We start from the raw sequence: 24609 nt of genomic DNA, 5'->3' as shown, positions 1-24609 counted from the left end.
GATGCAAAAGCACAGCAAAATTGCTCTCTTTATCTTAGTGGCTGGTGTATTGGCATTGATTGGCTACAAAGTTATGCAACCGCATATTGATGAACATTTATATGCCGATACCTCTGATGCCCGAGGAACAAAAGGGGATATTACGATAGGGGTTGATAACTGGGTTGGCTATTATCCACTTTGTTCTAAAGAGATGCGTCGTTTAATGCGTCGTGAAGGCTACCGTCTGTCATGTATTGATGATGGTGCTGACTATTTAAAGCGCATGAAAGGGTTAGAAACAGGTGAGCTTGATTTAGCGGTTGCTACTGTTGATGCTTATATCACGGCAGGGCATGATTTTCGTTATCCTGCCAGCATTGTAGCAGTAATCGATGAATCAAAAGGTGGTGATGTCATTGTTGCTAACAGTGATGCAGTTAAATCAATAAATGACTTAAAAAAAGCGAAAGATTTATCGTTAGGTTATACCCAAGACTCGCCTAGTGAGTTTTTGCTTCGAGCTATTTCTTCGCATTTTGACTTAGATGTTTTTAAAGCAAGCCATATTGATCGTATCCCCACATCAGGTTCAAGTAACGCGTTAGAGCAACTGCTAAAGGGAAAATTAGATGTTGCGGTGTTGTGGGAACCGGATGTATCAACCGCACTTGCTAAAGGTAATTTCACGACAGTTATCAGCACAGCAGAGACTAAAAACTTAATTGTAGATGTATTACTTGCTAATAAAACCTTCATTAAAAATAAACCCGAGCAGTTAGATTCGCTTTTAGCAACCTATTTTAAAGTGCTGAAATATTATCGTGATCATCCATCTGAATTGGTTAACGAGCTAGAGAATGTTACGGATTTACCACAGCAACAAGTGAAGCAATTACTTAATGGTGTGGAATGGGTTGGGCTAAAAGGTAATACACAGGGATGGTTTAGTCAGCAGCAATTGTTGATAGATACGATTGAAAGCACGATTGGTGTGATTAACGATACTTCTGGCAAAGCGGAGCAATGGTTACCTGATAACGATCCTTATCGATTGATTAACTCGCTACCAATACAAACAGTAGCAAAGACACTGAATAACTTAGGTCTGCAAGAAAACCCGCAATTATCAACATCACTATCGTTCAAGGCATTAACGGATCTTCAGTGGTCTCACATGTCTGAAATTGGCACCTTAAAAACACGGCCTGTCATTTTCTCAAGTGGTAGTGATCAACTGACTGCAAACGGAAAAAAACAACTTAAACAAACGGCTGAAAGCTTAACGCATTACCCTAAATTTAGGATTTTAGTTGAAGGCCATACTGGCTTACGTGGTGACAAAGCATTAAATGAGCAGCTTTCTGCGCAACGAGCTAAAGCTGTGAAACATTATTTAGTCAATGAGTTGGGGTTTGAAGCGAGCCGTATCCACGCAATAGGCAAAGGTAGCAAGGAGCCGCTTGAGCGATTAAGCGGGGAAAGTCAGCGTCGTTATGCCAATAGGTTAATGCGAGTGGAAATCGCACTGTTAAGTGAGACCTATTAAAAGGAGTTATTTTGGATCTTCTTTCACCTGAAGCAATAAGAAAACAGGTTATTTCTAAAAGCATTCAAGCACCGAGCGTATTGTATAGCGGTGTGATTGCTGTTGTCGGAACTGTGTATAGCGTGTTGTTTGATGGCAGTGTTTTAAGTTGGGGCATCAGCCTTACTGCTGGCACCGTATGTTTTGCGAAAATATGTTGGGGATATCAAGTTAAGTATCAGCATCATGCGTTAGAGATTGTTGAACATTATCACCGTTCTTTATTGCTAAAGCGTGAACAAGCACTGGCTGATCTACAACAGGCATTAAATGAGATCAAGCAAGCCGATGCGTTAAAACAGCTTGAGCAGTTAAGCCGAAAGTTTGCCGCCTTTCAGCATGTGCTTGATAGCAAATTAAATAAAGATGAGTTGGCGTATTCACGTTATTTAACGATGGCTGAAGCGGTCTTTGTTGGTGCTCTCGATAATCTTCGAGCCGTAGTAGTCAGCGCTAAAGCGTTATCTGGTATTGATTATGCGCACATTAATCAACAAATACAGAGCTTAAAAGCCGAGCGAGTAACGTCGGTAGAATCATCTCCTCTTATTGAACAACAAATGGATGCGCTGCAAAAGCGTGTCGAGATCTACCAACAATCTCAGCAACATATTTCCACCGTATTGACGGAAAACGAGCAAGCGATGACTGAGCTTGATCGTGTAACGACGCAACTATCATTAATTTCTTCGCAGCAGGGCATGGAGCTTGAAACTGCGATGGAAGAGTTACGTCTACTTGCTCAACGTGCACAAAAATACAGTACTCGTTAAGGATAGAAAAATGGCACAACAAGACACGACATTAATATTAGCGACACCTGATACTGTAAAAAAGACATTAGATATCCCTGTTTCTAGTTCAGAATCAAGTGACAAAATAACCCGTAAAGTTGAAGATACCTTAACTGCGCTATTGGCGATTGGTGAGCGGGATCTTACTGAACAACGTGATATGGCTAATTTAATTTCATCGTTGGGCGAAGATAGTTGTCGTCAGTTAGCGCAATGCAGCCAATTATTGAAAACTCCGTTACATACTTTAGTCGATGATGCGCAAGATGGCGGCGGAACGGCGAAAAGCTTGTTGGATCTGCAACAGCAAGTGAATGCGGTTAACCCTAATCGTACCGATTTTACGATGGGAACTATCCGTCGATTATTGAGCTTTCTTCCTTTTATCGGTACGCCTATTGCGAAATGGTTTGCTCGTTACCAAACAGCAGAAGGGGTGATCAAAGACATTGTGCAATCACTTCGTGGCGGGCAAGCGCAATTACAACGTGACAATATCACGCTAGAAGATGATCAAATTCGTTATCGTGAACTGACGTTTTTATTAGAAGATTATGTTCGTTTTGGTCAACTACTTGATACCAAAGTAAGTGGAACGCTTGAGACGCAAAGCTTAGCTGAAAGCCAAGTTAAGTTTTTACAAGAACAAGTACTATTTCCATTGCGTCAGCGTGTCATGGACTTACAGCAAACTTTAGCTGTGAACCAGCAAGCAGTGATCACTACAGAGGTGATCATGCAAAATAACCGTGAACTTATTCGTGGTGTTGATCGTGCTATTAACGTTACGGTTTCTGCGCTTGAAACAGCATCAGTGATGTCTATTGCTCTGCAACATCAAAAGAAGCTCTTAAAAGCAACGCAAGCGGTCAATGAAACAACCAATGATTTGATTTTACAAACCAGTGAGCAACTTCGAGATCAAGGGGTGACGATTCAAAAACAAGCCTCTGAAAGTCAGTTAGATATTACTAAGCTTAAACAAGCGTTTTCTAATATCAATGCCGCATTAAATGATATTAGCCAATACCGTGTGAAAGCACTGCCGCAAATGGCGGAATCTATTTTGGAAATGGATCATTTAACCGAGCAGATGGAAAATCGCATTAAAGATGCTGAAAAAGGTAAAGAAATTCAAAGTAATCTGTCTCAGTTAATTGAATTATAAAGCTAAAAGGATGAAGCGATGGATAATCAACAACAAAAGAGCTTACTGCCAGTAAAAGGAACACATTGGAAAAAGTGGTACGTACCTTTAGAAGAAGAAAATGCCACGGTACGTGAATGTTTAGCAACTCAAGCGCCAGTTGCTGCTGGTAGTGCTGATATTCCTTTAATTGTTAGGTTAATTGAAAATCCAAAATTCGATATACCGGGAATTAATTTATTTAACGGTGCGGTAAGTCTTGAAGATCATGACGTGATTCATCTTTTATTAGGTCGAGGTATGTTGCCAAAAGACGAAGCGTTCGTGATTGGTTTTACTATGGGGTCTTCTAATAGGATGACGACTGCAGAAAAGAAAATGTACACCTTTGCAGCGAAGTACCTGTACCCGGGGCCTTATAAATTTTCTGATGAAGATATAGTCGTTTTTAAGAAAGCGGCACATTTAGGCTATGTCTCAGATTGCCAACCGTTAGATAAAATTAACTATTCAGAGTTAATGGATCTGACATTGAAAGAGGCAAGAGAGCGAGTTGGTTTAGAGCCTGAGTTGCTAGCGGCATATTACCAAATTGAAAGTCAGCGTTATCCGCAGTTTGAGGAGTGTTTGCGTATTACACCGCAAGGACGTGAATTGTTAGCATCACAATTAAACGCTGATAAATTAGCAGGATAACGAATAGTTAAGACGAGTGGTGTACAAAGTATAATGAAAAACAGCGAGTAAAGGTTGTTTTTTGAACGAACGGTAATTTTTATTAAAAAATAGGGTTTACAGAAAGTTCGGTACTCTGTATTATTCGCAGCACTTACGGAGAGATGGCTGAGTGGTTGAAAGCACCGGTCTTGAAAACCGGCATACGTTAATAGCGTATCTAGGGTTCAAATCCCTATCTCTCCGCCATATTCTAGAGATTCGATGAAATCGGGTTTCACAAAGAATTGGAGCGGTAGTTCAGTTGGTTAGAATACCTGCCTGTCACGCCGGGGGTCGCGGGTTCGAGTCCCGTCCGCTCCGCCACTGATTTAGCCCGATGCGAAAGCATCGGGCTTTTTCATTATATGCCTATCTAAATCATTTATTGATATATTACATCTACAAACTCTGTCGAACTGACTGCTGTCATTAATAAGACCACTTTTGAAATAATACTGTATGAAAAACAGAAATTATTTTGTGTTTTATATAAATACCTAGAAAATTTAGAGAGCTCAAATGAAGCGTGATTCTGGTTTTACATTAATCGAACTGAACGTTGTTATTGTTATATTAGGTATTCTTGCTGTGGTTGCAGCTCCTAAATTCCTAAATATTCAAAAAGATGCAAGGATAGCTTCTTTAAAAGGAGCTAAAGGTGCATTAACGTCTGCTTTTTCAATGTTTTCTGCAAAAGTTGATATGCCCAATAGCAAGATAATTACTAAGCAACTTGGCGGTACGTCAGTACGTTTTTTGAAAATAAACGGTCAAGAAATTCGTATTAATGATATAGATAACTTTCCGTTAATTCTTCTTCCGCTATATGCTGGTGATAGCAAAGATAAACCATTAAAAGATATTCAAGCGCTTGCCGATATTGATCTATCTTATGATGCGAAAAGTAATGAAGGTAAAGCAGATTTCAACTTGGTTGTAACGGGTGATGGTGGCTTTTATATTTTTCCTAAAACAGATCGATTTTGGTCAGATAAAGGAGAAATAAAACAGTGCTCGTTAGAATATATTCCAGCTACAACATTTAATCATCAAACGAGTCACTTTGAATTACACCTCTCTGATTGTTAATGGTTAGTTTTCTATAACATCAAAGAATACCGCTAGCCAAATGGTTAATTGCTTAGGATCTGTCCAGCTAACACGATGCTTTTTATGAGCAGGAATATGGAGATGATCGCCTTTTTCTAATGTTACTATTTCATCATTATCAAAGGTGATCTCTGCTTTACCCTCTAATACAATTACCCACTCATCTTCACTCTGATCGTACCATTTATCTGCTGGGGTTATGTGCCCCTTTGATACTATGCGTTCAATACGGACAGAGCCTGTATTCAGTAAGTCGATAAACTCTTCATCTTGTATTTCATTGGGGAGCTGACTGAAAATATTCATTGAATTTGCTCATTAAGTAGTGAGATGAAAATAGTATAAAGTTTAGAAATGAGCGCGGGTATATCATCTAGGTAAGTGTTACCAAAACCTAGCACGACCCCATGCCAATCTCGTTTTGTATCTGGTTGTTCGTAATAGTTAAGTGGACGGCTAATAATTCCTTGTTGTAATGCGTATTTCGCAAACCGCTTTTCACACACAGGAACTTGCCATTTCACCGTGACATGTAACCCCGCAGCTTGACTGATCACTTGCCAATGTTTGGAGCTGTATTTTTCTATACTTTGCAGCATATGTTGGTGTTTGGTTTGATAAAGCCGTCGCATCTTTCGAATATGGCGCAGTAAATCTCCAGCTTGAATAAACTCAGTCATGGCTAATTGAAGTTGGATCTGGGTTTCACCACTCAAGGCATCTTTTATTTCAAGATAGCGAGAGACGAGGGGCTTTGGCACCACCATATAACCAAGCCTAATGCTGTTACACATGATTTTACTAAAGGTACCAATATAGATGATGTTGACCTTTATGCCTGTTTGATAAGCCAACCCTTGTAGTGAGGGATAAGGTCGGTGAGCGTATTGAAATTCGCTATCATAATCATCTTCAATGATTGTGACGTTATGGAGGCTTGCCCATTCAAGTAATTGTATTCGTTGCGAGATATTAAGTGTTGTGCCTAATGGATATTGGTTACTTGGGGTTATATAGATAGCTTTTGCCTTGGTTTGAGTCAGTTGATCCATCTCTATGCCAGTAAAAGGGATAACAGGCAGAGGCGCAATATTTACATTACAAAGAGAAAGCGCTTTGCGCATTTGGGTATACCCCGGATTTTCCACTAATACCGTGTCGTTAGGTTGTGTTGTCGCCATTATTGTCATCATCAAGGCTTGTTGAGCCCCTGATGTAACGATGATCCTCTCTGCACTTACGTTCACTGAACGGGATGTTTTTAAATAGTGGCTTAATACCTGTCTAAAATTGATATCGCCTTGTAAATCATTGCACCCAAGAAATGATTTTCTATCAAATTGTTGTTGATATAAGCGTTGCCATTTCTTTGAAGGAAAATGAGCGAGATCAGGAACACCGGGCGCAAAAGCATTATTGGTATTATTTACCTGCGGCTGTAGTGATGTTGGTGCTAAGGCGTGTTGGTTATGTGCTGTTGTGAGGTAATGTTCAGGTAGGCGCGCTGAAATATAGTATCCACTGCTGGCTTTACTTTGAATATAGCCTTCAGCGACTAATTGCTCATAAGCGGCAATGACAGTATTGCGGCTAACTGACAATGCTTGTGATAACTGTCGGGTTGATGGTAGTTTGCTATTGGTTTCCCAGTAGCCTTGGGTGATCTTATCTCTAATAGCAATAAACAGCGCTGTTTGGCGAGAGCTTTGTTGTGCAGACAGCGCCAAATCCCCAATATCTATTTTCAAACTGGATCCATCCATTATTCAAAACTGGCTCTTATCCACAGTACCAAAATTTGATGTTATGTCTATCCGACGCCATTTAAGTTGTGAGCAGAGAAGGACATCATGATGCTATCAAACACCAAAAGAACCGAAATAAAGAAGAGTCAAAAGAAAGCAGTATTTGAAACAGCAAAGCTATATCAAATTATTGATGAGAGCCTGATCGCTCATATTGCTATTAACCAAGATGATCAGCCTTTTGTTATTCCTATGCTGGTATGGCGAGTAGATAACAATATTTATGTGCATGGCGCTAAAAATAGTCGTTTGATGCGAGCGTTAAAACAAGGCCAATCGTGTTGTTTAACTTTTACCTTATTTGATGGCTGGGTATTGGCGCGTTCAGCTTTTCATCATAGTGCACATTACCGTTCGGCAATGGTATTTGGTCAGTTCGAGACCATTGAAAGTAATGCTCAAAAGAATCAATTATTGAATCATTTTATTGAGCAAATTGCGCCAGGAAGAAGTGAATTGGTTCGCCAAGGTGATGAGAAGGAATTAACTGCCACAGAATTATTAACGATGCCATTGACTGAGGCATCGGTGAAGATAAGCAATAACGGCGTTGGTGATGAAGAAAAAGACAAAGATGTTCCAGTATGGGCAGGAGTATTGCCTTACAGAACGATTGTTGGCCCCTTAATAGACGATGTTGAGGATGATAGAAGTATTCCTCAGCCAGATTATTCATCAGTCTATGGAGAACGCTGGTATATACCCAAGTAACTTCAAGATGCAGTGTTCAGCGAGACGACCTTAGTTCTCAGGCGCGGCAACGATTCGAAGATATAGTGGTTCTACATTGAGAATCGTTAACAAAGTCTGAGAGCTAAGGACGCTCGCCCTTTGGGAGCGTGTCACTGAGCCGACTTCTTGCGTCAGACAACTTGGAAAGAGCTCGCTATTCCGCTTCGTTGTCTTCCTTGAATTAAACTCAGTTACCTCGCTCTGAATCAGGCATATTGAAGTCACTTGGGTATAAATACTAAGTCCTGAAATATAACAGGACTTAGTAATAGGAGTATTAGCAAGATCGATTATAGTACGAAATTATTCGTGGTGATGCTTACGTTTACCTTCTGTGGTTAAACGAGCATTGCCATGTGAATGTGCACGACGCTTACCTTTACATGTTTTCATATCGCCTTTAGCCATTTTTAAATCCTTAATAATTAAAGCATTAGAACAAAGAAGATATTTGTATGATAAATATTTCTCATTATGCTTCAAGGTTCTCAGGCTGGTGGTATAAAACAAGTGGTGTAAATAAAAACGTACAATTTATGATAGATAACTTAGATATAACGACAGATTATTTCGTCAATTAAGTAGATAGGAATATATTTTCCAAAATGCGACCATTATTTTGAAATATATATGAATGAGCTATCTTCAATATATATTCGCTAGATTCTTAAGTCGTAAGAAATGTAAATGAAAGCCTGATAACAAATGCTGGAAGGCGTTATCAGGCTTTATTATTTTTTACTTAAGAATATGATTCACTATTCTTCCCATTGGACTAATTGATCACTTGGTCAGTCGTGACCAATATCTGCGTATTTTTTCTCAAGTACATGACGCTTGATTTTAAGTGTTGGAGTCAAGATGCCATTTTCAATCGACCATGGTTCTTTGATCATCAGCACGCCTTTAATTTTAGCGTGAGATTCAAGCTCATTGTTTATGGTATTAATCACGCGGTGTACCCGTTTTTCATAACGCTTACGATCAAAGTTCGGGAAGTCGTGAGGCAGTGCCAGCAAAATTGGTGCAGGCATGCCCGATCCAACTAAACACATCATCTCAACATTACTCAACTCAAATAGACGCTTTTCAATAGGAACAGGGGAAACAAACTTTCCTTTGGCAGTTTTGAATGTATCTTTTTTACGGCCTTGAATAGTGAGATAGCCTTCTTCATCTAAAAAGCCAATATCACTAGGTATGTAGCCAACCATCTTGGTCGAAGCATTCCTTAGTGGCTTCCTCGTTGTTGTAGTAACCAGAAAATAGCCCTTTACTGCGAACCAGTATTTCATCATCAGCAGCTATTTTCAGTTCAATACCTGGTGCTGCATTACCTACTGAGCCCACTTTATCGCTTCGATAAGGATAATTTAGGGTGCTGTAAGCAAAGGACTCGGTCATGCCCCATGCTTCAGTAATATTGAGTCCAATACTTTCGTACCAGCGCAATAGGCCAGCAGATACAGGGGCTGAACCACAACCGAGTACACGTGCTTCATTAAGCCCTAACCCATCGGCTAGTTTACGTTTAATTAAGCCTGAAATAAGCGGTATTTTTAGTAATAAATTGAGCTTCGCTGGTGGAAGTTTTTCTTGAATACGTTGTTGGAACAATGTCCAAAGCCTTGGTACAGAAACAAAAACTGTCGGACGGTGCATTTTCACGTCATCAATAAAGGTATCAAGTGATTCAGGAAACGCGACCTGAAGTCCTGACATAATTGAAGAGCCAAAAATATATACGCGCTCAGTAATATGGGCTAGGGGCAGGTAAGAGAACAGACGTTCTGATTCGCCCAAGCCTATGTGTTGAGTAATTTGATGTGATGCCCAAGCAAATGAGCCGTAGGTTAACATCGCACCTTTCGGTAACCCTGAAGTGCCTGATGTATAAACAATCGACATCAACTCATCATCATTGTGGGTTGGACGCTCTTCACTTGGTTGATGTTCGCTGATCAACTGTGAAAAGGTGTATTGTCCTTGAGGTGTTCCTGGGTAACTCAATGAAATTGTAGGGATATGTGATAGTTTATTGGTTACGCTATTAATAGCATCTGGGCTATCGAGTTTACCAATAATGATCAACTTGCTATCACTATGGGTAACACAATGCTCAATGGTATCAGCGCCTGCTGTTGGGAAAATAGGTACGCTGATGTAGTTACCAAGCATCATTGCGAGATCGCTAATGAACCATTCAGCACAGTTTTTTGAAATTAGCGCAATACGCTCACCGGGTTGAATACCAAGGTCTCGAAAGGCACTGACCAAGCGCAGCGCTTTGTCTGCCACTTCTGCATAAGTGTAATCGACAAATTGACGGTTAATGATTTGACGGAGGTAAATGTCGTTTGGACGTTCTTCCGCCCATTTTAGGATCATGTCATTGGGTAGCAGTTGAGCCATATTAATTTCCCTTAAATGGATTGCTACAAGTAAAGGATGTGTCCAGAGGAAAACATCATTTGTTATTATGTTGTTAAATTTAATGCTTATTTTAGGTGCTAGTCAAGGTGTAGCATAAGGAAAATCAGTAAGATAAATCGGGTTTCACAACGAATAGTATTTATAAAAATAAATTAACTGACTTAAAATCAATCAATTATTTTAAACGGTTGTATGAAAACTTTAATAAAACGGGCAGAGTTAAAATAAAAACTTTGTATCATATTTGTTACAAAGATCATGTTTGTGTGGGAATGATTTAGAAGAAAGCAACAACCAGTTATTAGTAATAATGAACGCTGATTGTTGCTTTTATTGTTATTTTTGGATGCTTTAGATTAAATTCTGCGCTTGGTTATGCAGTTTTTGGAAGGTTGGCGAGGTGCGATCTTGTGTTTGGCAAACACTGAGTAAGTCTTCAATGAAATAACCAAGTGCGCGAGACTCAATAGTTTTCATTTTTTGTTGTATTTCTTTTGGTTGATCATCGTAAATAGAGGCTGCACCAAAATCACCCACGAGAATATTTGCTTCGTCATCAAATAAAACGTTATGGGCATAGATATCACCGTGAGAAACGCCTTGGTTTTGCATATGGGTAATCACATCCGTCATTTGCGCTACCATGCTATCGATTTGTTTAATCGTAAGTTCGAAGCCGTCAGGGAAAGTATCTCGAGTACAGGTTTCAAACGTTGGCGGTAGTCCTAGGTTTTTAAAATGCGCAGGGATCAGTGCCATCACTAAAGCGAGGTGTTTAGGATCTGTTACGTGGGCTAAAGACTGAACAAGGTTTGGATGACGTCCTGTTTTTAAACAGGCATTTAATTCATCTTGTGGGTAACCATCAGAAGTCACTTCACCTTTAAACACTTTCACGGCAATATCATCAGCTAACTGGTGAGCATTATTACGCCATGTCGCCAATGAAATAACGCCTGAAGCCCCTTGTCCTAACACATGTTGTAACTGGTAATCAGCTGGTGATACTTGAGGTAAATCATTATCGACCTGTTGGTGACGGTTAAAATCATTACCAGAAAACGCTAACCATGCCAGTTTAGGTAAATCTAGTAACTGGATAGGGAATGCTTGCAGTCGGTTGGCCGATAAGCGGATCAACTCAAGGTTGTGTAATTGCGCCATGGTTGCCGGTAGCTCGGTAAGCTGGTTTCCGGCTAGAGCCAGTTTCTGCAAGCGAGGACGTAGACCTAAGCTATCAGGTAATTGAGTGATCTTATTATCGGTTAAAATAAGCCAACGTAACTTTTCCGGTAGCGCAGTTTCATCAACGGTTGTGATTTGGTTGGATTTAAATCCAATCATTTCTAAGTTCGGACAGGCACCCAATACTTTCGGTAATTCAGTAAAACAGTTATTAGACATAAATACGATGCGTAACTTGGTTAGCTTGGCAAAATCGTCGGGTAACTGACTAAGTCGGTTATCTGTTAGATCTAGGATCTCTAAGCTATCAGCGAGCGTTAAAATTTCTGATGGGAAAGAGGTTAACTGTTGTGAGATCTTTAATCGGGTAATGCCTGCCAGCTCACCTGAGCGTACTTGTTCTAATGTGTGCAAAATCGAGATGCCTACGAATTGGGAAGTGAATTGCGCTATTGTAACGTGTGTAGCGTAAATGCCAATTTTTGAAATTGCGATAGGGATATGAACGACTTATCTTTTGTTGAAAATACAATGCAATATTTTGTTGTAAAAATGTCCATTGAAGCAGTTGCACCCCCGTCAAACCTCAGTAAACTAGCGCCTTATTTTTGATGTTTCTCATCTCCTATTTTCGTTTGTTTTGTAGGCGAGTTAGCTAATTCCGAGGGTTCTGTGTTTAAAAAAGCGTTATTACCATTACTGGTTATGTTTACTGTTGTAACTGATGCTCAAGCAGCATCTTCATATGCGACGTATCCGCCTGCGGGAAGTCGAACAGTAGATGATGTAATGAAACGTTATTCTCCTTTTGTTGAACCTCGTATAAAACGTTACTTCGAGAGTGTTGGTCTTACTTATCCCCCTAAAAATATTGCTCTTTTTGCGATGAAAGAAGAAATGTCGTTAGAGCTATGGGCTGAAGAAAAGGGTAAATGGTCTTATGTAAAGCGTTACGATATCGAGAAAATTAGCGGTAAAAAAGGACCTAAACTTCGTGAAGGGGATAAACAAGTTCCTGAAGGTATTTATCGTGTATCGTTGCTTAATCCCAATAGCCGTTTTCATCTGTCAATGAAGCTGGATTATCCCAATGCATTTGATCGCAAATATGCACGATTAGAAGGGCGAACATCACCGGGCAGCAATATTTTTATTCATGGTAAACAAGCCTCTACTGGGTGTTTAGCCATGGGTGACTATAGTATTGAAGAGCTATTTGTATTAGCAGAAAGAACAGGGGTTGATAATATTGAAGTTGTGATCAGCCCTCGTGATCCAAAGAAAGGGAAGCTGACAGCGGCATTAAATCAGCCGTTCTGGACCCAGATTTTATATCGTAATATAGAGCAGGAAGCGCGTAAATTTGGACGCTAGTTTTAGCTAAAAGCGTGGTGTAAGAAGTAAATATTTACATGGTATGTGGTGATTTTTAACCATATACAGCACGATGTAGTTAAAAATCCCAGTTTACGCTAGTTAAGGGAATAACATTTTGTAATACTAATGCGAGCCACTGATTTCAATGACGGCAATTATTGAAATCGTACTGTTGCATAGAATGATTAGAATAGAGTCAACTCATTATGCCAAAGCGTAGTAAAGAAGACACAGAGATAACCATCCAAACGATTATGGATGCCGTGATTGATCAAATCCTTACCCTAGGTTATGACAAAATGTCGTACACCACATTAAGTAATCAAACAGGGATCTCTCGTACTGGCATTAGCCATCATTTTCCGAAGAAGCAAGACTTTGCGCATGCGCTTGACGGGCGTATTTATCAACTGTTTGTTGATAAACTCGATTTAACAGGGGATCTAGCGGCATTTTCTGCAAGCTGGTCAGTTGCACTAGATGATGAAAAATTCCGTGCGATTCTACGTTTACTTTTCCACCATATCTCTTCTGCTGAAACTTCCCACGAATTTGCCCATCGCGGTATTGAGCGCTTATTTACCCTATGTGAAGAGCGTTATGGTCAGCAAAGTATTGATGAACTAGAAAGACTATTAGGTCGTTCATTAATCCGTCTTGCTCGATAATTCTTTTATTGAGATCTTATTTTTACGAATGATTTCATATTGCATAAAACCCACCATTTAAAGTGGGTTTTTTTATATCTATTGATAAATCGTAGAATACTGTAATGGTATGTAACTGTTTTTAAGGTACTATCATATTTAACATTAATGTATCTATCGTTTTATATTTATAGACTGAAAAGATATCTAATAAAAAACTGTTTTGTTTTAGAGTCGTTGCTCTAAAATGTTCAACGTGTACATGAAAGATGGGTATCAAAGGGTTACCTTATGAGAATAAAACCATTTATGGTTAAGCCATTGGCTGTCGCATTACTTGCTATTACGCCGAGTATTTATGCATCGCCAATCGCATTCAGCGATGCTTGGCATACCGTCGTTACAAAGAATGATGGCTTGGCAGCCAAGCGCGCTAATGTTGAGCAAGCGGAGCACATGCAAGATGCCGCAAGTGATCTCTATTTACCAACCGTGACGGTTGGCGCGAATTACACGCGACTTGATCAAGATGTAAAACTATCACCATCAGATTTGTTTGGTAGCATGCCTGCTTCCCAAAATGCAGAACTCCAAAAAGTCATTGGTCGTATAATTAGTAATAATCCAGAGATAGCCTCATTTGCTGGTCAATTGAATAATGCATTTACTTCTACAATTGCAGATCGTGATGTCTTAACTAGCTCTGTTCGTGCGATTTGGCCTATCTTTACTGGTGGTCGCATAAGTGCTGCACAAGATATTGCTCAAGGGAAAACCCAAGAAGCGAAATACATGTTAGCCATGATGCAGCAGGCGAAATTTGAAGATTTATCCCGCTTTTACTTTGGTGTTGTACTGGCTGAGAAAGTCGTTGAAACCCGTAAAGAGGTTGAAGCAGGGCTAAAACGTCATTATGAAGACGCAGTAAAGCTGCAGCAGCAAGGTCAGATCGCCAAAGTTGAGCGCTTGCAAGCTGAATCTGCTTACGATAAAGCGAAAGTCGATACTCAAAAGTCGGTACGAGATCTAGAAATCGCTCAAGTTGCACTAACAAAACTATTACAGCAATCTTCTACAACAGTACCTACCACTAAGTTATTTATTAATAGCTCCTTGCCTCCGATGTCATCCTTTATCAATAAGACACTTGCAAGTTATCCTGGCCTTCATATTTTAGATGCAAAACGCAAGCAGGCTGATGGCTTAATCGATGTTGAGAAAGGGAAATACTACCCAGAAGTCTACTTATACGGTGATTACAATTTGTATGAGAGCGATAGCTTAGCAGCAAAAATGGCACCTGATTGGGCTGTTGGTATTGGTGTTAGTGTTCCTCTTATTGATAGCTCTGGTCGTTCAGGCAAAGTCAAAGCTGCCCATTCGATGGTGACACAAGTGAATCACTTACGGGCTCAAGCTGAGCAAGATCTAAGTGTTCTAGTAGAAAAAACCTACCGTGAAGCAAATCAAGCGTTAGAAGAATATAACGGTTTGAAGTCAAGCCTAGCATTGGCAAAAGAAAATATTCGTTTACGTGAAAAAGCCTTTAGCCAAGGATTATCGACATCACTGGATGTGGTAGATGCCGAGCTTTATCTATCGGCTGTGAAAACTCAGCGTCTTGCAGCGGCTTATCAATACGTTATGTGTCTTACTCGCTTACTCGCAATAAGCGGTGAGATGAACACTTTTAACAACTATCAGCAATATCAAGGTATAGAGGTTTAAAAACATGAGTAAGTTGAAATCTATGGCAGTGGCGGTTCCAGTGATCGCTGTTGTGGGTTGGTTGGGTTACACCTTCTGGCACGCTTACCAGCCTCAACCTGAACGTATGCAAGGTCAGATTGAAGCGCAGCAATATAATATCTCATCGAAAGTACCAGGCCGTATTGATCAAGTGCTTGTACGTAAAGGTGATGAGGTGAAACCGGGACAACTTATTTTCACCATTTTAAGTCCGGAAATTGATGCCAAATTAGAGCAAGCAAAAGCTGGTGAATCTGCCGCTGGCGCATTGGCTGAAGAAGCGGAAAAAGGTGCGCGTCGTCAACAAATTGCAGCTGCAGAAGATCAATGGCGTAAGGCAACAGCTGCTGCGAAGTTGATGCATAAAACCTATATTCGTGTGAACAATCTTTATAAAGATGGTGTTATCGCAGAGCAAAAACGCGATGAAGCTTTCACACAATGGCAAGCCGCACAATATACCGAAAGTGCCGCTTACCAAATGTATGAAATGGCGAAAGAAGGTGCACGAGTTGAGACAAAACGTGCAGCACAAGAGAAAGTGAAAATGGCGGCTGGTGCAGTAGCAGAAGTTGAAGCGTATGTTGCTGATACTAAGATTTCTAGCTGGCACCAAGGTGAGGTTTCTCAAGTTTTACTGCACGACGGTGAGCTAGCACCTCAAGGCTTCCCTGTTGTGAATATCATTGATATTCACGATGCGTGGGCAGTGTTTAACGTTCGTGAAGATAAGCTAAGAGATTACCAAGAAGGGAAAGAGTTCAAGGCAACGATTCCTGCATTAGGTGATAAAACCTATACCTTCAAAGTGTCGCATGTTGCTGTAATGGGGGATTTTGCCACTTGGCGTGCGACTGATACTGCGAAAGGTTTTGATATGCGTACTTTCGAAGTTGAAGCACGTCCAACACAGCCAATTGATGGTCTACGTGTCGGTATGAGCGTAATTGTAGAGCAGTAATATGAATGGCTTTCAATATGTGAAGCAAGAATGGCGAAACATATGGAAAGATGGCTGGCTACGAGCATTAACACTGTGGTTACCTGCAGTGTTATTTCTCACTATGTGGGCTATTTTTTCGGCTGGTATCGCTCATAATTTGCCTGTCGGGGTTGTCGATCTCGATCATAGCCAGTTGTCACGCCATTTCACTCGCTATGTGGATGCAAGTCCGACGATGGCGGTGACACGCCAATTTACTAGCCCAGATCAGGCTAGTGAAGCGATGCGAGCGAACGAGATCTACGCCATGGTGGTGATCCCCGATAACTTTGAAAAAGACACCAAGTTAGGTTATTCGCCACAGATCACCACGTTTTATAACGGGCAATTTATTCTGATCGGTAAATTGATCAACTCCGCAATGTTACTTGCAGAAGGTACATTTAATGCAGGGGTTGAAACCGTTAAAAATATGGCAACAGGGGCTCCAGTACCTTTACAGGCGATGGGACAAGCCGTACCTATACGTGGGCAAATTACGCCGTTATTTAACAGTAATAGTCATTATGGTCAGTTCTTAGTTTCTGCCATTATTCCATCTATTTGGCAGATCTTGATTGTGGCAACCACGGTGCTAGCTATTGCTCATGAAGCAAGAACGCAAGGGCTGTGGCAATGGCTACAAACATCACCTGTTTCTAAATTAATGGGTAAGTTAGCTGCCTATACTGGACTATTTCTGATCCAGGGTTTGTTGTTCTTATGGTGGATGTATGTAGCACTCGATTGGCCGATGCATGGTGATTGGCATATTTTGATCGTCGCACAATTACTAATGGTGCTGGCATGTCAAAGTATGGGAGCATTCATTTATTTTCTAGCAATGGAAGTGCCTCGTGCAATGAGTTTTGTTGCCGCATTTACCGCACCTGCGTTTGCTTTTATGGGTATTACCTTCCCAGCAACAGATATGCCTGTTATTGCTAAAATGTGGCGTAGCTTATTGCCAGTCAGCCATTATATTGAAGTGCAATTGCAGCAAGTGGATTACGGCACGGGTTGGTATCAGGCATCTCATCAATTGTTTGTTTTGTCGTGGTTTATGGTTGCAATGGTATTAGCAGTGATGTTGATGTTAGTCCATCGTCGTAAAGCATTAAGTGGCAATGCTGTAAAAGGGGAAGCCTAGATGGGATGGTTAAATTTATTTAAGCATGAGCTAAAAGCCATTTTTACTAATGTTTCTTTGGTGTTTACCGTATTTGGCGGTGTGGTTTTCTACTCGTTTTTATACCCATTACCTTATACCAATGAGCTTCCTCGTGATCAGAAAGTGGCCGTTGTCGATCTTGATCAAACGCAGATGAGTCGCGAATTAATCCGTATGGCAGATGCCACACCACAGGTTCATATTGCTCAGCATTTAGGCAGTATTGATGCGGCTAAACAGGCGTTATTAGATCGACAAGTCGAAGGGATTTTAGTGATCCCTCATGATTTCTACAAAGACGTGATGTTAGGCACTAGTCCAACACTGGCATATGCAGGTAATGCGGCATTGTTCTTGGTGTACGGTACGATTGTTGAGGGTTTAAGCTCGGCAGGAACCGATTTAGGTGTTCATGCTAAAATTAACCGTTTGGTTTTGAAAGGGGATAACTTCGTTCAAGCCTCAGAGCAATACAGTGCGATGAAACTCAATATGCGTCCTGTGTTTAACGTGACAATGGGTTATATCAATTACGTCGTACCTGCGGTATTTGTACTGATTTTGCATCAAACACTGTTAATTGGTGTCGGCATGGTGGGAGCATCTGAAAACGAGGCTCGTGCTGCGGGTAAAACGGGTTACTGGGCTGAATATCCAGTATGGATGATCATGATGGTACGTGCGTTTATCTTCGTGATGATTTATCTGGTATTAGCTTGTTACTACTTTGGTTTTACCTTTACTTATTATGGTGTAAACCGCTTAGCGTCTATTCCTGACTTAGTATCGATGACAATAGCATTCTTGCTAGCTGTGATTATGCTAGGCATGGTGTTAGGACAATTGATCCCACGTTGTGAGTTAGTGACATTAGTGGTACTACTTAGCTCGTTACCGCTAGTATTTACCGCGGGTTTTATCTGTCCAGCATCAGAATTACCGACTTTACTGCGTGAATTATCGCAATTAGCGCCTTCTACGCCTGCAATCAATGGTTTTCTTGGCTTAAATCAGATGGGAGCGACATTTGCTCAGATGATTGGCTGGTGGCAGCAATTATGGTTACAAGCATTAGGTTTTGGTACTTTAGCGTTTTGGTTAATGTCACGAGCACGAAAAGTAAGTCGCTAAGCCAATAATCATTCAACAGAAACAAAAAAGGTCACCATCAGGTGACCTTTTTTATATCAATAGCAAACTAATAATTAGTCAGCCATTTCAGCGTTGTGGTAAACGTTTTGTACGTCATCACAATCGTTCAGTGCATCAAGGAATTTCTCGAATGCTGGGATGTCATCGCCTGAAAGCTCAGTCATTGTTTGAGGAACGAAAGAGATTTCTTCAACATCAAGAGTTACTTCTGGCATTGTTGCCGCAAGTGCATTTTTGATTTTGAAGAATTCAGTGTGAGGAGCGTAAACAGTGATCACGCCATCTTCACAAGTGATGTCAGTAACATCAGCATCTTCCATCATTAGGTTCTCTAATACTGCTTCTTCATCAGTACCTTTGAACTCAAATACAGCTTGGTGCTCAAACATGTGACCAACAGTACCTGGGCTACCAATTTTTGCATTGTTCTTAACGAATGCTTGGCGAACGTCCATGAAAGTACGGTTGTTGTTGTCAGTTAGACAGTCAACGATAACCATGCAGTTACCAGGACCAAAACCTTCGTAGCGTGCTGTTGCGTAATCTTCACCGCCGCCACCTTTAGCTTTATCAATTGCTTTTTCGATAACGTGGCTAGGCACCTGATCTTTCTTCGCTTTTTCAATAAGACGGCGAAGGGCTAGGTTAGCATCTGGATCAGGGCTACCGTTCTTAGCACAAACGTAGATCTCTTTACCGTACTTCGAGTAAACTTTGATCTTAGCGCCTTGGGTTTTTGCCATAGACAATTTGCGTACTTCGAACTTTCTTCCCATGAGGAATCACTCTCTTTTACTATGTGTGACGGTCAATTTTGCAGGGATTTTACCAGCAACCCCCCTGTTATTGCTAGCGTGATCTGCTATTTAGCTTAGTAAAACCTTATTTTTTATCACTATAAAGAAGTGATAATTATCCAATTATTTACAACTATCTAATCCTGTGATCTTAAAGGGCCATTCATTAACAAATTGAAAACGTCTATGTAAATGACACTCGTTAGATTACTACTGAGTAAGATTCAGTTCTGACAAAAAGCGGTATTACAGGTGTTTTTGCAACTTATATTCTTACAATTTGAGAATAAAGATTATTTAATAATTTGTGTTTCTCATATAGTAAGAATTGTATTTGCGAGTTAACCTTTTATTGGTTAAAACAAATCATCATACAAAAATAAGAAGCCATCATCGTGACAAACTCTCTTAGTGCTAATGAAAAGCTGCTACAAGTATTAATTCATATCGCTGCTTCACCATTTCCATTACAAGCACAGCAGTTAAGTTCTGAAATGAACATGCCAATTAGTAGTCTTTATCGCTATTTAGCGTTATTGCGAGATTGGAACTTAATTGAAGAAAATCACGGTCAGAATACATACAGCGCAGGCCCTGCCGCATTGCAGTTGCAACGCAATTTCCATATGCATTCACCCTTGCCTGACGGTGTGCGACCTATCTTAAAGCGGCTACAGCAGCAAACTGGTGAAATGTCAGCGTATATGGTGCCTGTTGGTTTTAATGCATTGTGTGTCGATAGTATTGATAGCCCATACGCACTTCGCTGTAGTTATGAAAAGGGACAAAGTCAGCCATTGATCCGTGGTGCTTCTGCAAAAGTGATTCTTGCCTATTTACCATTATCTCGTCAGATGAGAATTTTGAATCACTATGAGATCACAGAGAAAGAGCAAGTTGATGCATGGCTAACAGAACTGGATCTGATCAAACAAGATGGATTTGCGATCAGTACTTCTGAAATTGACCAAGGGGTGTCCGGTGTAAGTGCACCTGTTTTTATGGGTAATAAAGTTGCAGGTGCCGTAAGTGTTATGGCACCAGCAGAGCGTATCAATAGCCGTAAAAATAAAATTGTTATGTGCGTATTACAGGCAGCTCGTGCACTACCGCCTCAACATTAATTGATCACGCTTTTGATCAAGGGAAGATAAACGTATGTTTGTAGATCAGTTAAAAAAACTCTTTAAACCGAATGAGACGAAACCTCATGGTCAACATCGAACGCATACGTTAATTTCCCCTTACACCCAACAACGAGAACGTGGTGTGGTATTACTTGGTGTTATTTCTGATCTCAGTATTGGCTGGAATCGAGGACGACAGGGCGCAAAAGAGGGGCCTTCCAGTATTCGACGTATTTTGCCGCAAACACATTCTCATTCAAAACTGCCGCTTTATGACGCTGGAGATATTGAGGCACTTAATGATGATATGAATTTTTCATCATTAAGCCAGCAGCAGGCGCAAGCATTAAGTGCAATTTTAAAAGCAGGGCATTTTCCTATTGTTCTCGGTGGTGGACATGAAATCTCGATTGCTAGTTATCAAGCGCTTTCTGATCATGCTACTGAAATCGCTCACACACATACCGAATGGTTAGTGCCGGAAACGAATACGAGTAATACCGAATATAGTTCTGAGTCGCTTGAAGATACTTCGATGCAACCATGCCAGTCTCGTGTCGGTATTATTAATTTTGATGCCCATTTTGAATTGCGACCAACCTTAGCGGTACGTTCTGGCTCTGCTTTTCATACCGCATTGTGCTATAGCAAAGAGCAGCAGCGAGAATTTCACTACCTGGGTTTAGGGATTTGTGATCATGCAAATTCCCAAGCTATGTTTAAATTAGCAGAAGATCTGGGCTGTGAGTGGTTACTTGATAGTCAAATGACATCACGCAATAAAAAAGCGGTACAAGCTAAACTCGATAAATATATTGATAGTGTAGATGTTATTCATTTAAGTATTGGGCTTGATGTATTTTCAGCATCTATTGCGCCAGGCGTTAATATGACCCAAATGCAGGGGGTAGGTTTACCCATGGTCGAGTGGGCAATTAAATACATTATGGCAAGCGGCAAAGTGAAGTTAGTTGATATTGCCGAGTTAAACCCTGAATACGATTATGCCAATCAAACTGCGAAATTAGCGGCGAAGTTGGTGCAGTTAGTGTCTAGAACATTGTAATTATATTAATAAGCAAAAAGGGCAATAACATTGTTATTGCCCTTTCTTTTATTAGCTCTTCAGCAATTGCCAGTATTTTTGGTAAATATTGACTGCATCACCAACATCATTAGTAAACTCACCTTTATTTACTTCCTCATCTGTTGGGAAGATCATTGGATCGTTTTGTAATGCTTTAGGTAAAAATGATTTAGCTTGTTTATTTGGCGCTGGGAAACCGAGCTCTTCAACTAATTTTGCTTGGTTTTCTGGACGCATAAAGAAATCAATAAACTTAAAGGCTAAATCTTTATTTGCACTGCCTTCTGGCACAATAAAGTTATCCATCCAAAGAATTGAACCTTCTTTAGGATAAACAAATTTTAGCTCTGGCATTTCTTGCTTGGCTAAATAAGCATTACCATTCCATTGCATACCTAGCATTGCTTCACCTGTCACATAAGGGACATGTGGTGCGTCTGAGTTATAGACAACTACGTTAGGACGTAAGTCGCGTAGTTTCTCGTATGCTTGTTTAATTTCAGCTTCGTTGGTGCTGTTAATGCTATGGCCCTGCGCTTTTAATGCCATACCAAATACATCACGAACATCGTCTAATAGCATGACTTGACGTTGGAAATCACTATTCCATAAATCGTTCCAGCCAGTTACCTGATCATTTTTGATGCTATCAGAGTTGTAAGAAATGCCAGTTACGCCCCAAACGTAAGGCAGTGAGTAATCATTTTTAGGGTCAAATTGTTGACCCAATAAACCAGGATAGACATCTTTTAAATGATGCATTTTTGTTTTATCTATCTTGGCAAGCATGCCTTCACGTGCCATCTTCTCGATAAAATACGTCGAAGCAAAAACTACATCGTAACCTTTGTTATCCAATAGTTTTAATTTGGTATACATCGCTTCGTTATTATCGAAAGTCGAGTAGTTAACGGTGACATTATATTCTTTCTCAAATGCTTGAATTACAGCTGTTGGCATATATTCAGCCCAGTTGTAAATATTAAGCACAACATTTTCTGCCGAAACATTAAATGCTGTAAGTGCGAATGTTAGTGTAGTCACCCCTTTAAATACTTTTTTCATTTTTTAATTCCCTAAATGACCAGGTAAGTCAGTGAAGGGCGGATGATAGAGTTAACTTTAACCATGTCAAAAGTAATTGGTGTTTTATTTGAGCAGTATCACGGTAATAAATTACTTGTTGTTATTGAAATGTCGTGACATTATCCGCGCGATTTTTTACCTGTTCATATATATAGGCAATTGGGATGTCAATGCGTAGTCAGTATATTGATAGTTATTACCAAGCAACAATTAATGCGTTACCAGAACAACCTGAACTTGATCAAAATATCGAGGCAGATGTTTGTATTATTGGCGGTGGTATGACGGGCTTGAATGCTGCCATCGAATTACGTCAGAAAGGTTTTTCGGTTGTAGTATTGGAATCTCAGCGTTTAGCATGGGGTGGCTCGGGCCGAAACGGTGGTCAATGTTTAGTGGGTTACTGTTTAGGCTTACGTGAAGTTGATGAAACTTACGGCCCTGAATGGGGCAAACAACTGTGGGATCTGTCTTGTGAAGCGGTAGATATTGCTCGTGAGCGTATTCAAGAATTCAATATCGATTGCGACTTCCAACAAGGTTATATCGAGTTAGCACTGAAAAAGAGCCAAGAAGAAGAATTAAAATCTTGGTATGACTTAAAGCAAACGCGCTACGATTACCCAACAGCAAGCTGGTGGGAAAAAGAGCAAATTCAACAAGTAGCCAATACTGAACGCTACCTTGGTGGTCTGTTTGATTCAAACAGTGCACACATGCATCCCCTGAATTACACCTTAGGCTTAGCCAGTGCTGCAATGTCGCTAGGCGCATCGGTATTTGAAAATACGCCAGCAACGAAGATTGAGAAAGGCAACCCACATATTATTCATACGCCAAAAGGTCGCGTAAAAGCTAAACAAGTACTATTAGCGTGTAATGCGTATTTAGATGGTCTGAACCGTAAGGCTCAAAGTGTTGTATTGCCAGTTGCTTCATATATTGCAGTGACCGAACAATTAGGTGATCGTCAGCCAATCTCAAATATGATGGCAATGTCTGATCTAAACAATAGCTTGGATTATTATCGTCCAACACCTGATGGTCGTATTTTGTTTGGTGGCGTTAACCATCCATTTAATGGTGAATACAGTGATTCAGCCGAGCGTTTACACCAGCGTATGATCACTGTGTTCCCGCAATTGGCTGACGTGAAAATGGAGTACCATTGGGGCGGCTTATTTGCAGTAACACGTTCTTACATGCCACAGATTGATCACTTAGGTGATGATATTTATGTATCACATGGCTACACCGGTCATGGTGTGGGCTTAACGAACATTGCAGGTAAAGTCGTAGCAGAAGCGATGGCAGGAACCGCTGAGCGTTTTGATGTCTTTGCGAAGATTAAACAAGGCTGGATCCCAACCCCTGAAATTTTACGTAAACCTGCGCTTGCAATGGCGATTTGGAAAGCACGGTTAGAAGATTCATTAGGTCGCTAATTGAAATTTACGGTGTAAATTATTATTTATTGCAAATAAATTTTACTTTTTACCGTGTTTTGACTGGTTTTTTGCTAAAAAAGTTATATTCTTATCAAACTTAATTAGCGAACAGGAAATATCATGATTGAACGTTTAGAAACAGGTGCTCGCATGAGCCGCATTGTTAAGCATAACGGTACGATTTACTTATGTGGTCAAGTTTGTGCAGATGCTACGAAAGGTATCACAGAGCAAACTCAAACCATGTTAGATAAAGTAGAAGCGTTATTACTTCAAGCGGGGAGTGATAAAGAACACATGCTTTCAGCAACGATTTATATTAAAGATATGAGCATGTTCGCTGAAATGAATGCGGTATGGGATAACTGGGTACCACAAGGTCATGCGCCTGCTCGTGCTTGTGTTGAAGCAAGTATGGCACGCGATGCTCTATTAGTAGAAATCTCAGTGGTTGCTGCTGAAAAGTAATTTTTAATAGCAAAATACTATTGATATA

Annotated in this window: 22 protein-coding genes, 2 tRNA genes and 1 pseudogene; 18 read left to right on the top strand and 7 right to left on the bottom strand. The window is 40.4% G+C overall.

Annotated features, from left to right (window positions below; genetic code table 11):
• Position 1 precedes the first annotated feature (1 nt).
• The 7 genes from Q7674_RS06540 to Q7674_RS06510 all read left to right on the top strand — a co-directional run bounded on the left by Q7674_RS06540 (position 2) and on the right by Q7674_RS06510 (position 5314).
• Entirely contained in the window at positions 2 to 1528 is a 1527-nt protein-coding gene (locus Q7674_RS06540; protein WP_045064291.1) for a phosphate ABC transporter substrate-binding/OmpA family protein, read from the top strand.
• An 11-nt stretch (positions 1529 to 1539) separates the two neighbouring features.
• Positions 1540 to 2340, top strand: a complete 801-nt coding sequence (locus tag Q7674_RS06535) for a hypothetical protein (RefSeq protein WP_045064289.1) — start codon at positions 1540 to 1542, stop codon at positions 2338 to 2340.
• Positions 2341 to 2350: 10 nt separating this feature from the next.
• Positions 2351 to 3529 (top strand): toxic anion resistance protein, encoded by a 1179-nt coding sequence (locus tag Q7674_RS06530; protein ID WP_045064287.1) that lies wholly within the window; start codon positions 2351 to 2353, stop codon positions 3527 to 3529.
• An 18-nt stretch (positions 3530 to 3547) separates the two neighbouring features.
• Positions 3548 to 4204 (top strand): hypothetical protein, encoded by a 657-nt coding sequence (locus Q7674_RS06525; protein ID WP_045064285.1) that lies wholly within the window; start codon positions 3548 to 3550, stop codon positions 4202 to 4204.
• A 137-nt stretch (positions 4205 to 4341) separates the two neighbouring features.
• Positions 4342 to 4432, top strand: a tRNA-Ser gene (locus tag Q7674_RS06520).
• 40 nt (positions 4433 to 4472) lie between these two features.
• Positions 4473 to 4549: transfer RNA gene (locus Q7674_RS06515), tRNA-Asp, on the top strand.
• Between the two features lie 195 nt (positions 4550 to 4744).
• The gene (locus Q7674_RS06510) at positions 4745 to 5314 is read left to right on the top strand and encodes a type II secretion system protein (RefSeq protein WP_045064284.1); all 570 of its coding nucleotides are present in this window, start codon (positions 4745 to 4747) and stop codon (positions 5312 to 5314) included.
• Positions 5315 to 5317: 3 nt separating this feature from the next.
• Here Q7674_RS06510 and Q7674_RS06505 read toward each other — a convergent pair whose 3' ends face one another.
• On the bottom strand, positions 5318 to 5641 hold the full coding sequence (locus Q7674_RS06505) for a cupin domain-containing protein (protein ID WP_045064282.1): 324 nt from the start codon (positions 5639 to 5641) through the stop codon (positions 5318 to 5320).
• The gene (pdxR, locus tag Q7674_RS06500) at positions 5638 to 7098 is read right to left on the bottom strand and encodes a MocR-like pyridoxine biosynthesis transcription factor PdxR (RefSeq protein WP_045064281.1); all 1461 of its coding nucleotides are present in this window, start codon (positions 7096 to 7098) and stop codon (positions 5638 to 5640) included. Before pdxR ends, Q7674_RS06505 begins: the two co-directional genes overlap by 4 nt.
• 90 nt (positions 7099 to 7188) lie before the next feature.
• On the opposite strand from pdxR, the gene Q7674_RS06495 reads away from it, so the two are divergent.
• Entirely contained in the window at positions 7189 to 7851 is a 663-nt protein-coding gene (locus Q7674_RS06495; RefSeq protein WP_045064279.1) for a pyridoxamine 5'-phosphate oxidase family protein, read from the top strand.
• 324 nt (positions 7852 to 8175) lie between these two features.
• Here Q7674_RS06495 and Q7674_RS06490 read toward each other — a convergent pair whose 3' ends face one another.
• From Q7674_RS06490 to Q7674_RS06480, 3 genes and pseudogenes are all read right to left on the bottom strand, one after another.
• Positions 8176 to 8280, bottom strand: coding sequence for a 30S ribosomal protein THX (locus tag Q7674_RS06490; protein WP_080562918.1), 105 nt, complete (start codon positions 8278 to 8280; stop codon positions 8176 to 8178).
• A gap of 383 nt (positions 8281 to 8663) precedes the next feature.
• Positions 8664 to 10284 (bottom strand): annotated as a pseudogene (locus Q7674_RS06485) (AMP-binding protein).
• 372 nt (positions 10285 to 10656) lie between these two features.
• Positions 10657 to 11904: a leucine-rich repeat-containing protein kinase family protein gene (locus Q7674_RS06480; protein ID WP_045064276.1), complete on the bottom strand. Its 1248-nt coding sequence runs from the start codon at positions 11902 to 11904 to the stop codon at positions 10657 to 10659.
• A 258-nt stretch (positions 11905 to 12162) separates the two neighbouring features.
• Here Q7674_RS06480 and Q7674_RS06475 point away from each other — a divergent pair, with 258 nt between their 5' ends.
• The 6 genes from Q7674_RS06475 (at position 12163) to Q7674_RS06450 (ending at position 18547) form a co-directional block, all read left to right on the top strand.
• Complete coding sequence (locus Q7674_RS06475) at positions 12163 to 12864, top strand: L,D-transpeptidase family protein (RefSeq protein ID WP_045064274.1); 702 nt, start codon at positions 12163 to 12165, stop codon at positions 12862 to 12864.
• Positions 12865 to 13073: 209 nt separating this feature from the next.
• Positions 13074 to 13535, top strand: a complete 462-nt coding sequence (locus tag Q7674_RS06470; RefSeq protein WP_008988725.1) for a TetR/AcrR family transcriptional regulator — start codon at positions 13074 to 13076, stop codon at positions 13533 to 13535.
• Positions 13536 to 13805: 270 nt separating this feature from the next.
• Positions 13806 to 15242: a TolC family protein gene (locus Q7674_RS06465; protein ID WP_045064273.1), complete on the top strand. Its 1437-nt coding sequence runs from the start codon at positions 13806 to 13808 to the stop codon at positions 15240 to 15242.
• A gap of 4 nt (positions 15243 to 15246) precedes the next feature.
• Complete coding sequence (locus Q7674_RS06460; protein ID WP_045064271.1) at positions 15247 to 16224, top strand: HlyD family secretion protein; 978 nt, start codon at positions 15247 to 15249, stop codon at positions 16222 to 16224.
• Between the two features lies 1 nt (position 16225).
• A complete protein-coding gene (locus tag Q7674_RS06455) occupies positions 16226 to 17395 on the top strand; it encodes an ABC transporter permease (RefSeq protein ID WP_045064269.1) in 1170 nt (389 codons plus the stop codon).
• On the top strand, positions 17396 to 18547 hold the full coding sequence (locus tag Q7674_RS06450; RefSeq protein WP_305422121.1) for an ABC transporter permease: 1152 nt from the start codon (positions 17396 to 17398) through the stop codon (positions 18545 to 18547).
• Between the two features lie 74 nt (positions 18548 to 18621).
• On the opposite strand, the gene Q7674_RS06445 is transcribed toward Q7674_RS06450, so the two are convergent.
• On the bottom strand, positions 18622 to 19344 hold the full coding sequence (locus tag Q7674_RS06445) for a YebC/PmpR family DNA-binding transcriptional regulator (protein WP_008988730.1): 723 nt from the start codon (positions 19342 to 19344) through the stop codon (positions 18622 to 18624).
• Between the two features lie 413 nt (positions 19345 to 19757).
• Here Q7674_RS06445 and Q7674_RS06440 point away from each other — a divergent pair, with 413 nt between their 5' ends.
• Positions 19758 to 20489: an IclR family transcriptional regulator gene (locus Q7674_RS06440; protein WP_394340990.1), complete on the top strand. Its 732-nt coding sequence runs from the start codon at positions 19758 to 19760 to the stop codon at positions 20487 to 20489.
• Between the two features lie 34 nt (positions 20490 to 20523).
• On the top strand, positions 20524 to 21558 hold the full coding sequence (locus Q7674_RS06435; RefSeq protein ID WP_045064264.1) for a formimidoylglutamase: 1035 nt from the start codon (positions 20524 to 20526) through the stop codon (positions 21556 to 21558).
• A 51-nt stretch (positions 21559 to 21609) separates the two neighbouring features.
• Here the strand turns inward: Q7674_RS06435 and Q7674_RS06430 are convergent, their stop codons facing one another.
• Positions 21610 to 22644, bottom strand: a complete 1035-nt coding sequence (locus Q7674_RS06430) for an ABC transporter substrate-binding protein (RefSeq protein WP_045064263.1) — start codon at positions 22642 to 22644, stop codon at positions 21610 to 21612.
• A 185-nt stretch (positions 22645 to 22829) separates the two neighbouring features.
• Between Q7674_RS06430 and Q7674_RS06425 the strand changes: the two genes are divergently transcribed.
• Complete coding sequence (locus Q7674_RS06425) at positions 22830 to 24110, top strand: NAD(P)/FAD-dependent oxidoreductase (protein WP_045064261.1); 1281 nt, start codon at positions 22830 to 22832, stop codon at positions 24108 to 24110.
• A gap of 123 nt (positions 24111 to 24233) precedes the next feature.
• Positions 24234 to 24581, top strand: coding sequence for a RidA family protein (locus tag Q7674_RS06420; RefSeq protein ID WP_008989758.1), 348 nt, complete (start codon positions 24234 to 24236; stop codon positions 24579 to 24581).
• Positions 24582 to 24609 lie beyond the last annotated feature (28 nt).

Origin of the sequence: Photobacterium leiognathi (assembly GCF_030685535.1) — a bacterium.
Lineage (GTDB): Bacteria > Pseudomonadota > Gammaproteobacteria > Enterobacterales > Vibrionaceae > Photobacterium > Photobacterium leiognathi.
The sequence above is the reverse complement of the archived record's forward strand: the minus strand, read 5'-3'. Positions and strand labels throughout refer to the sequence as shown.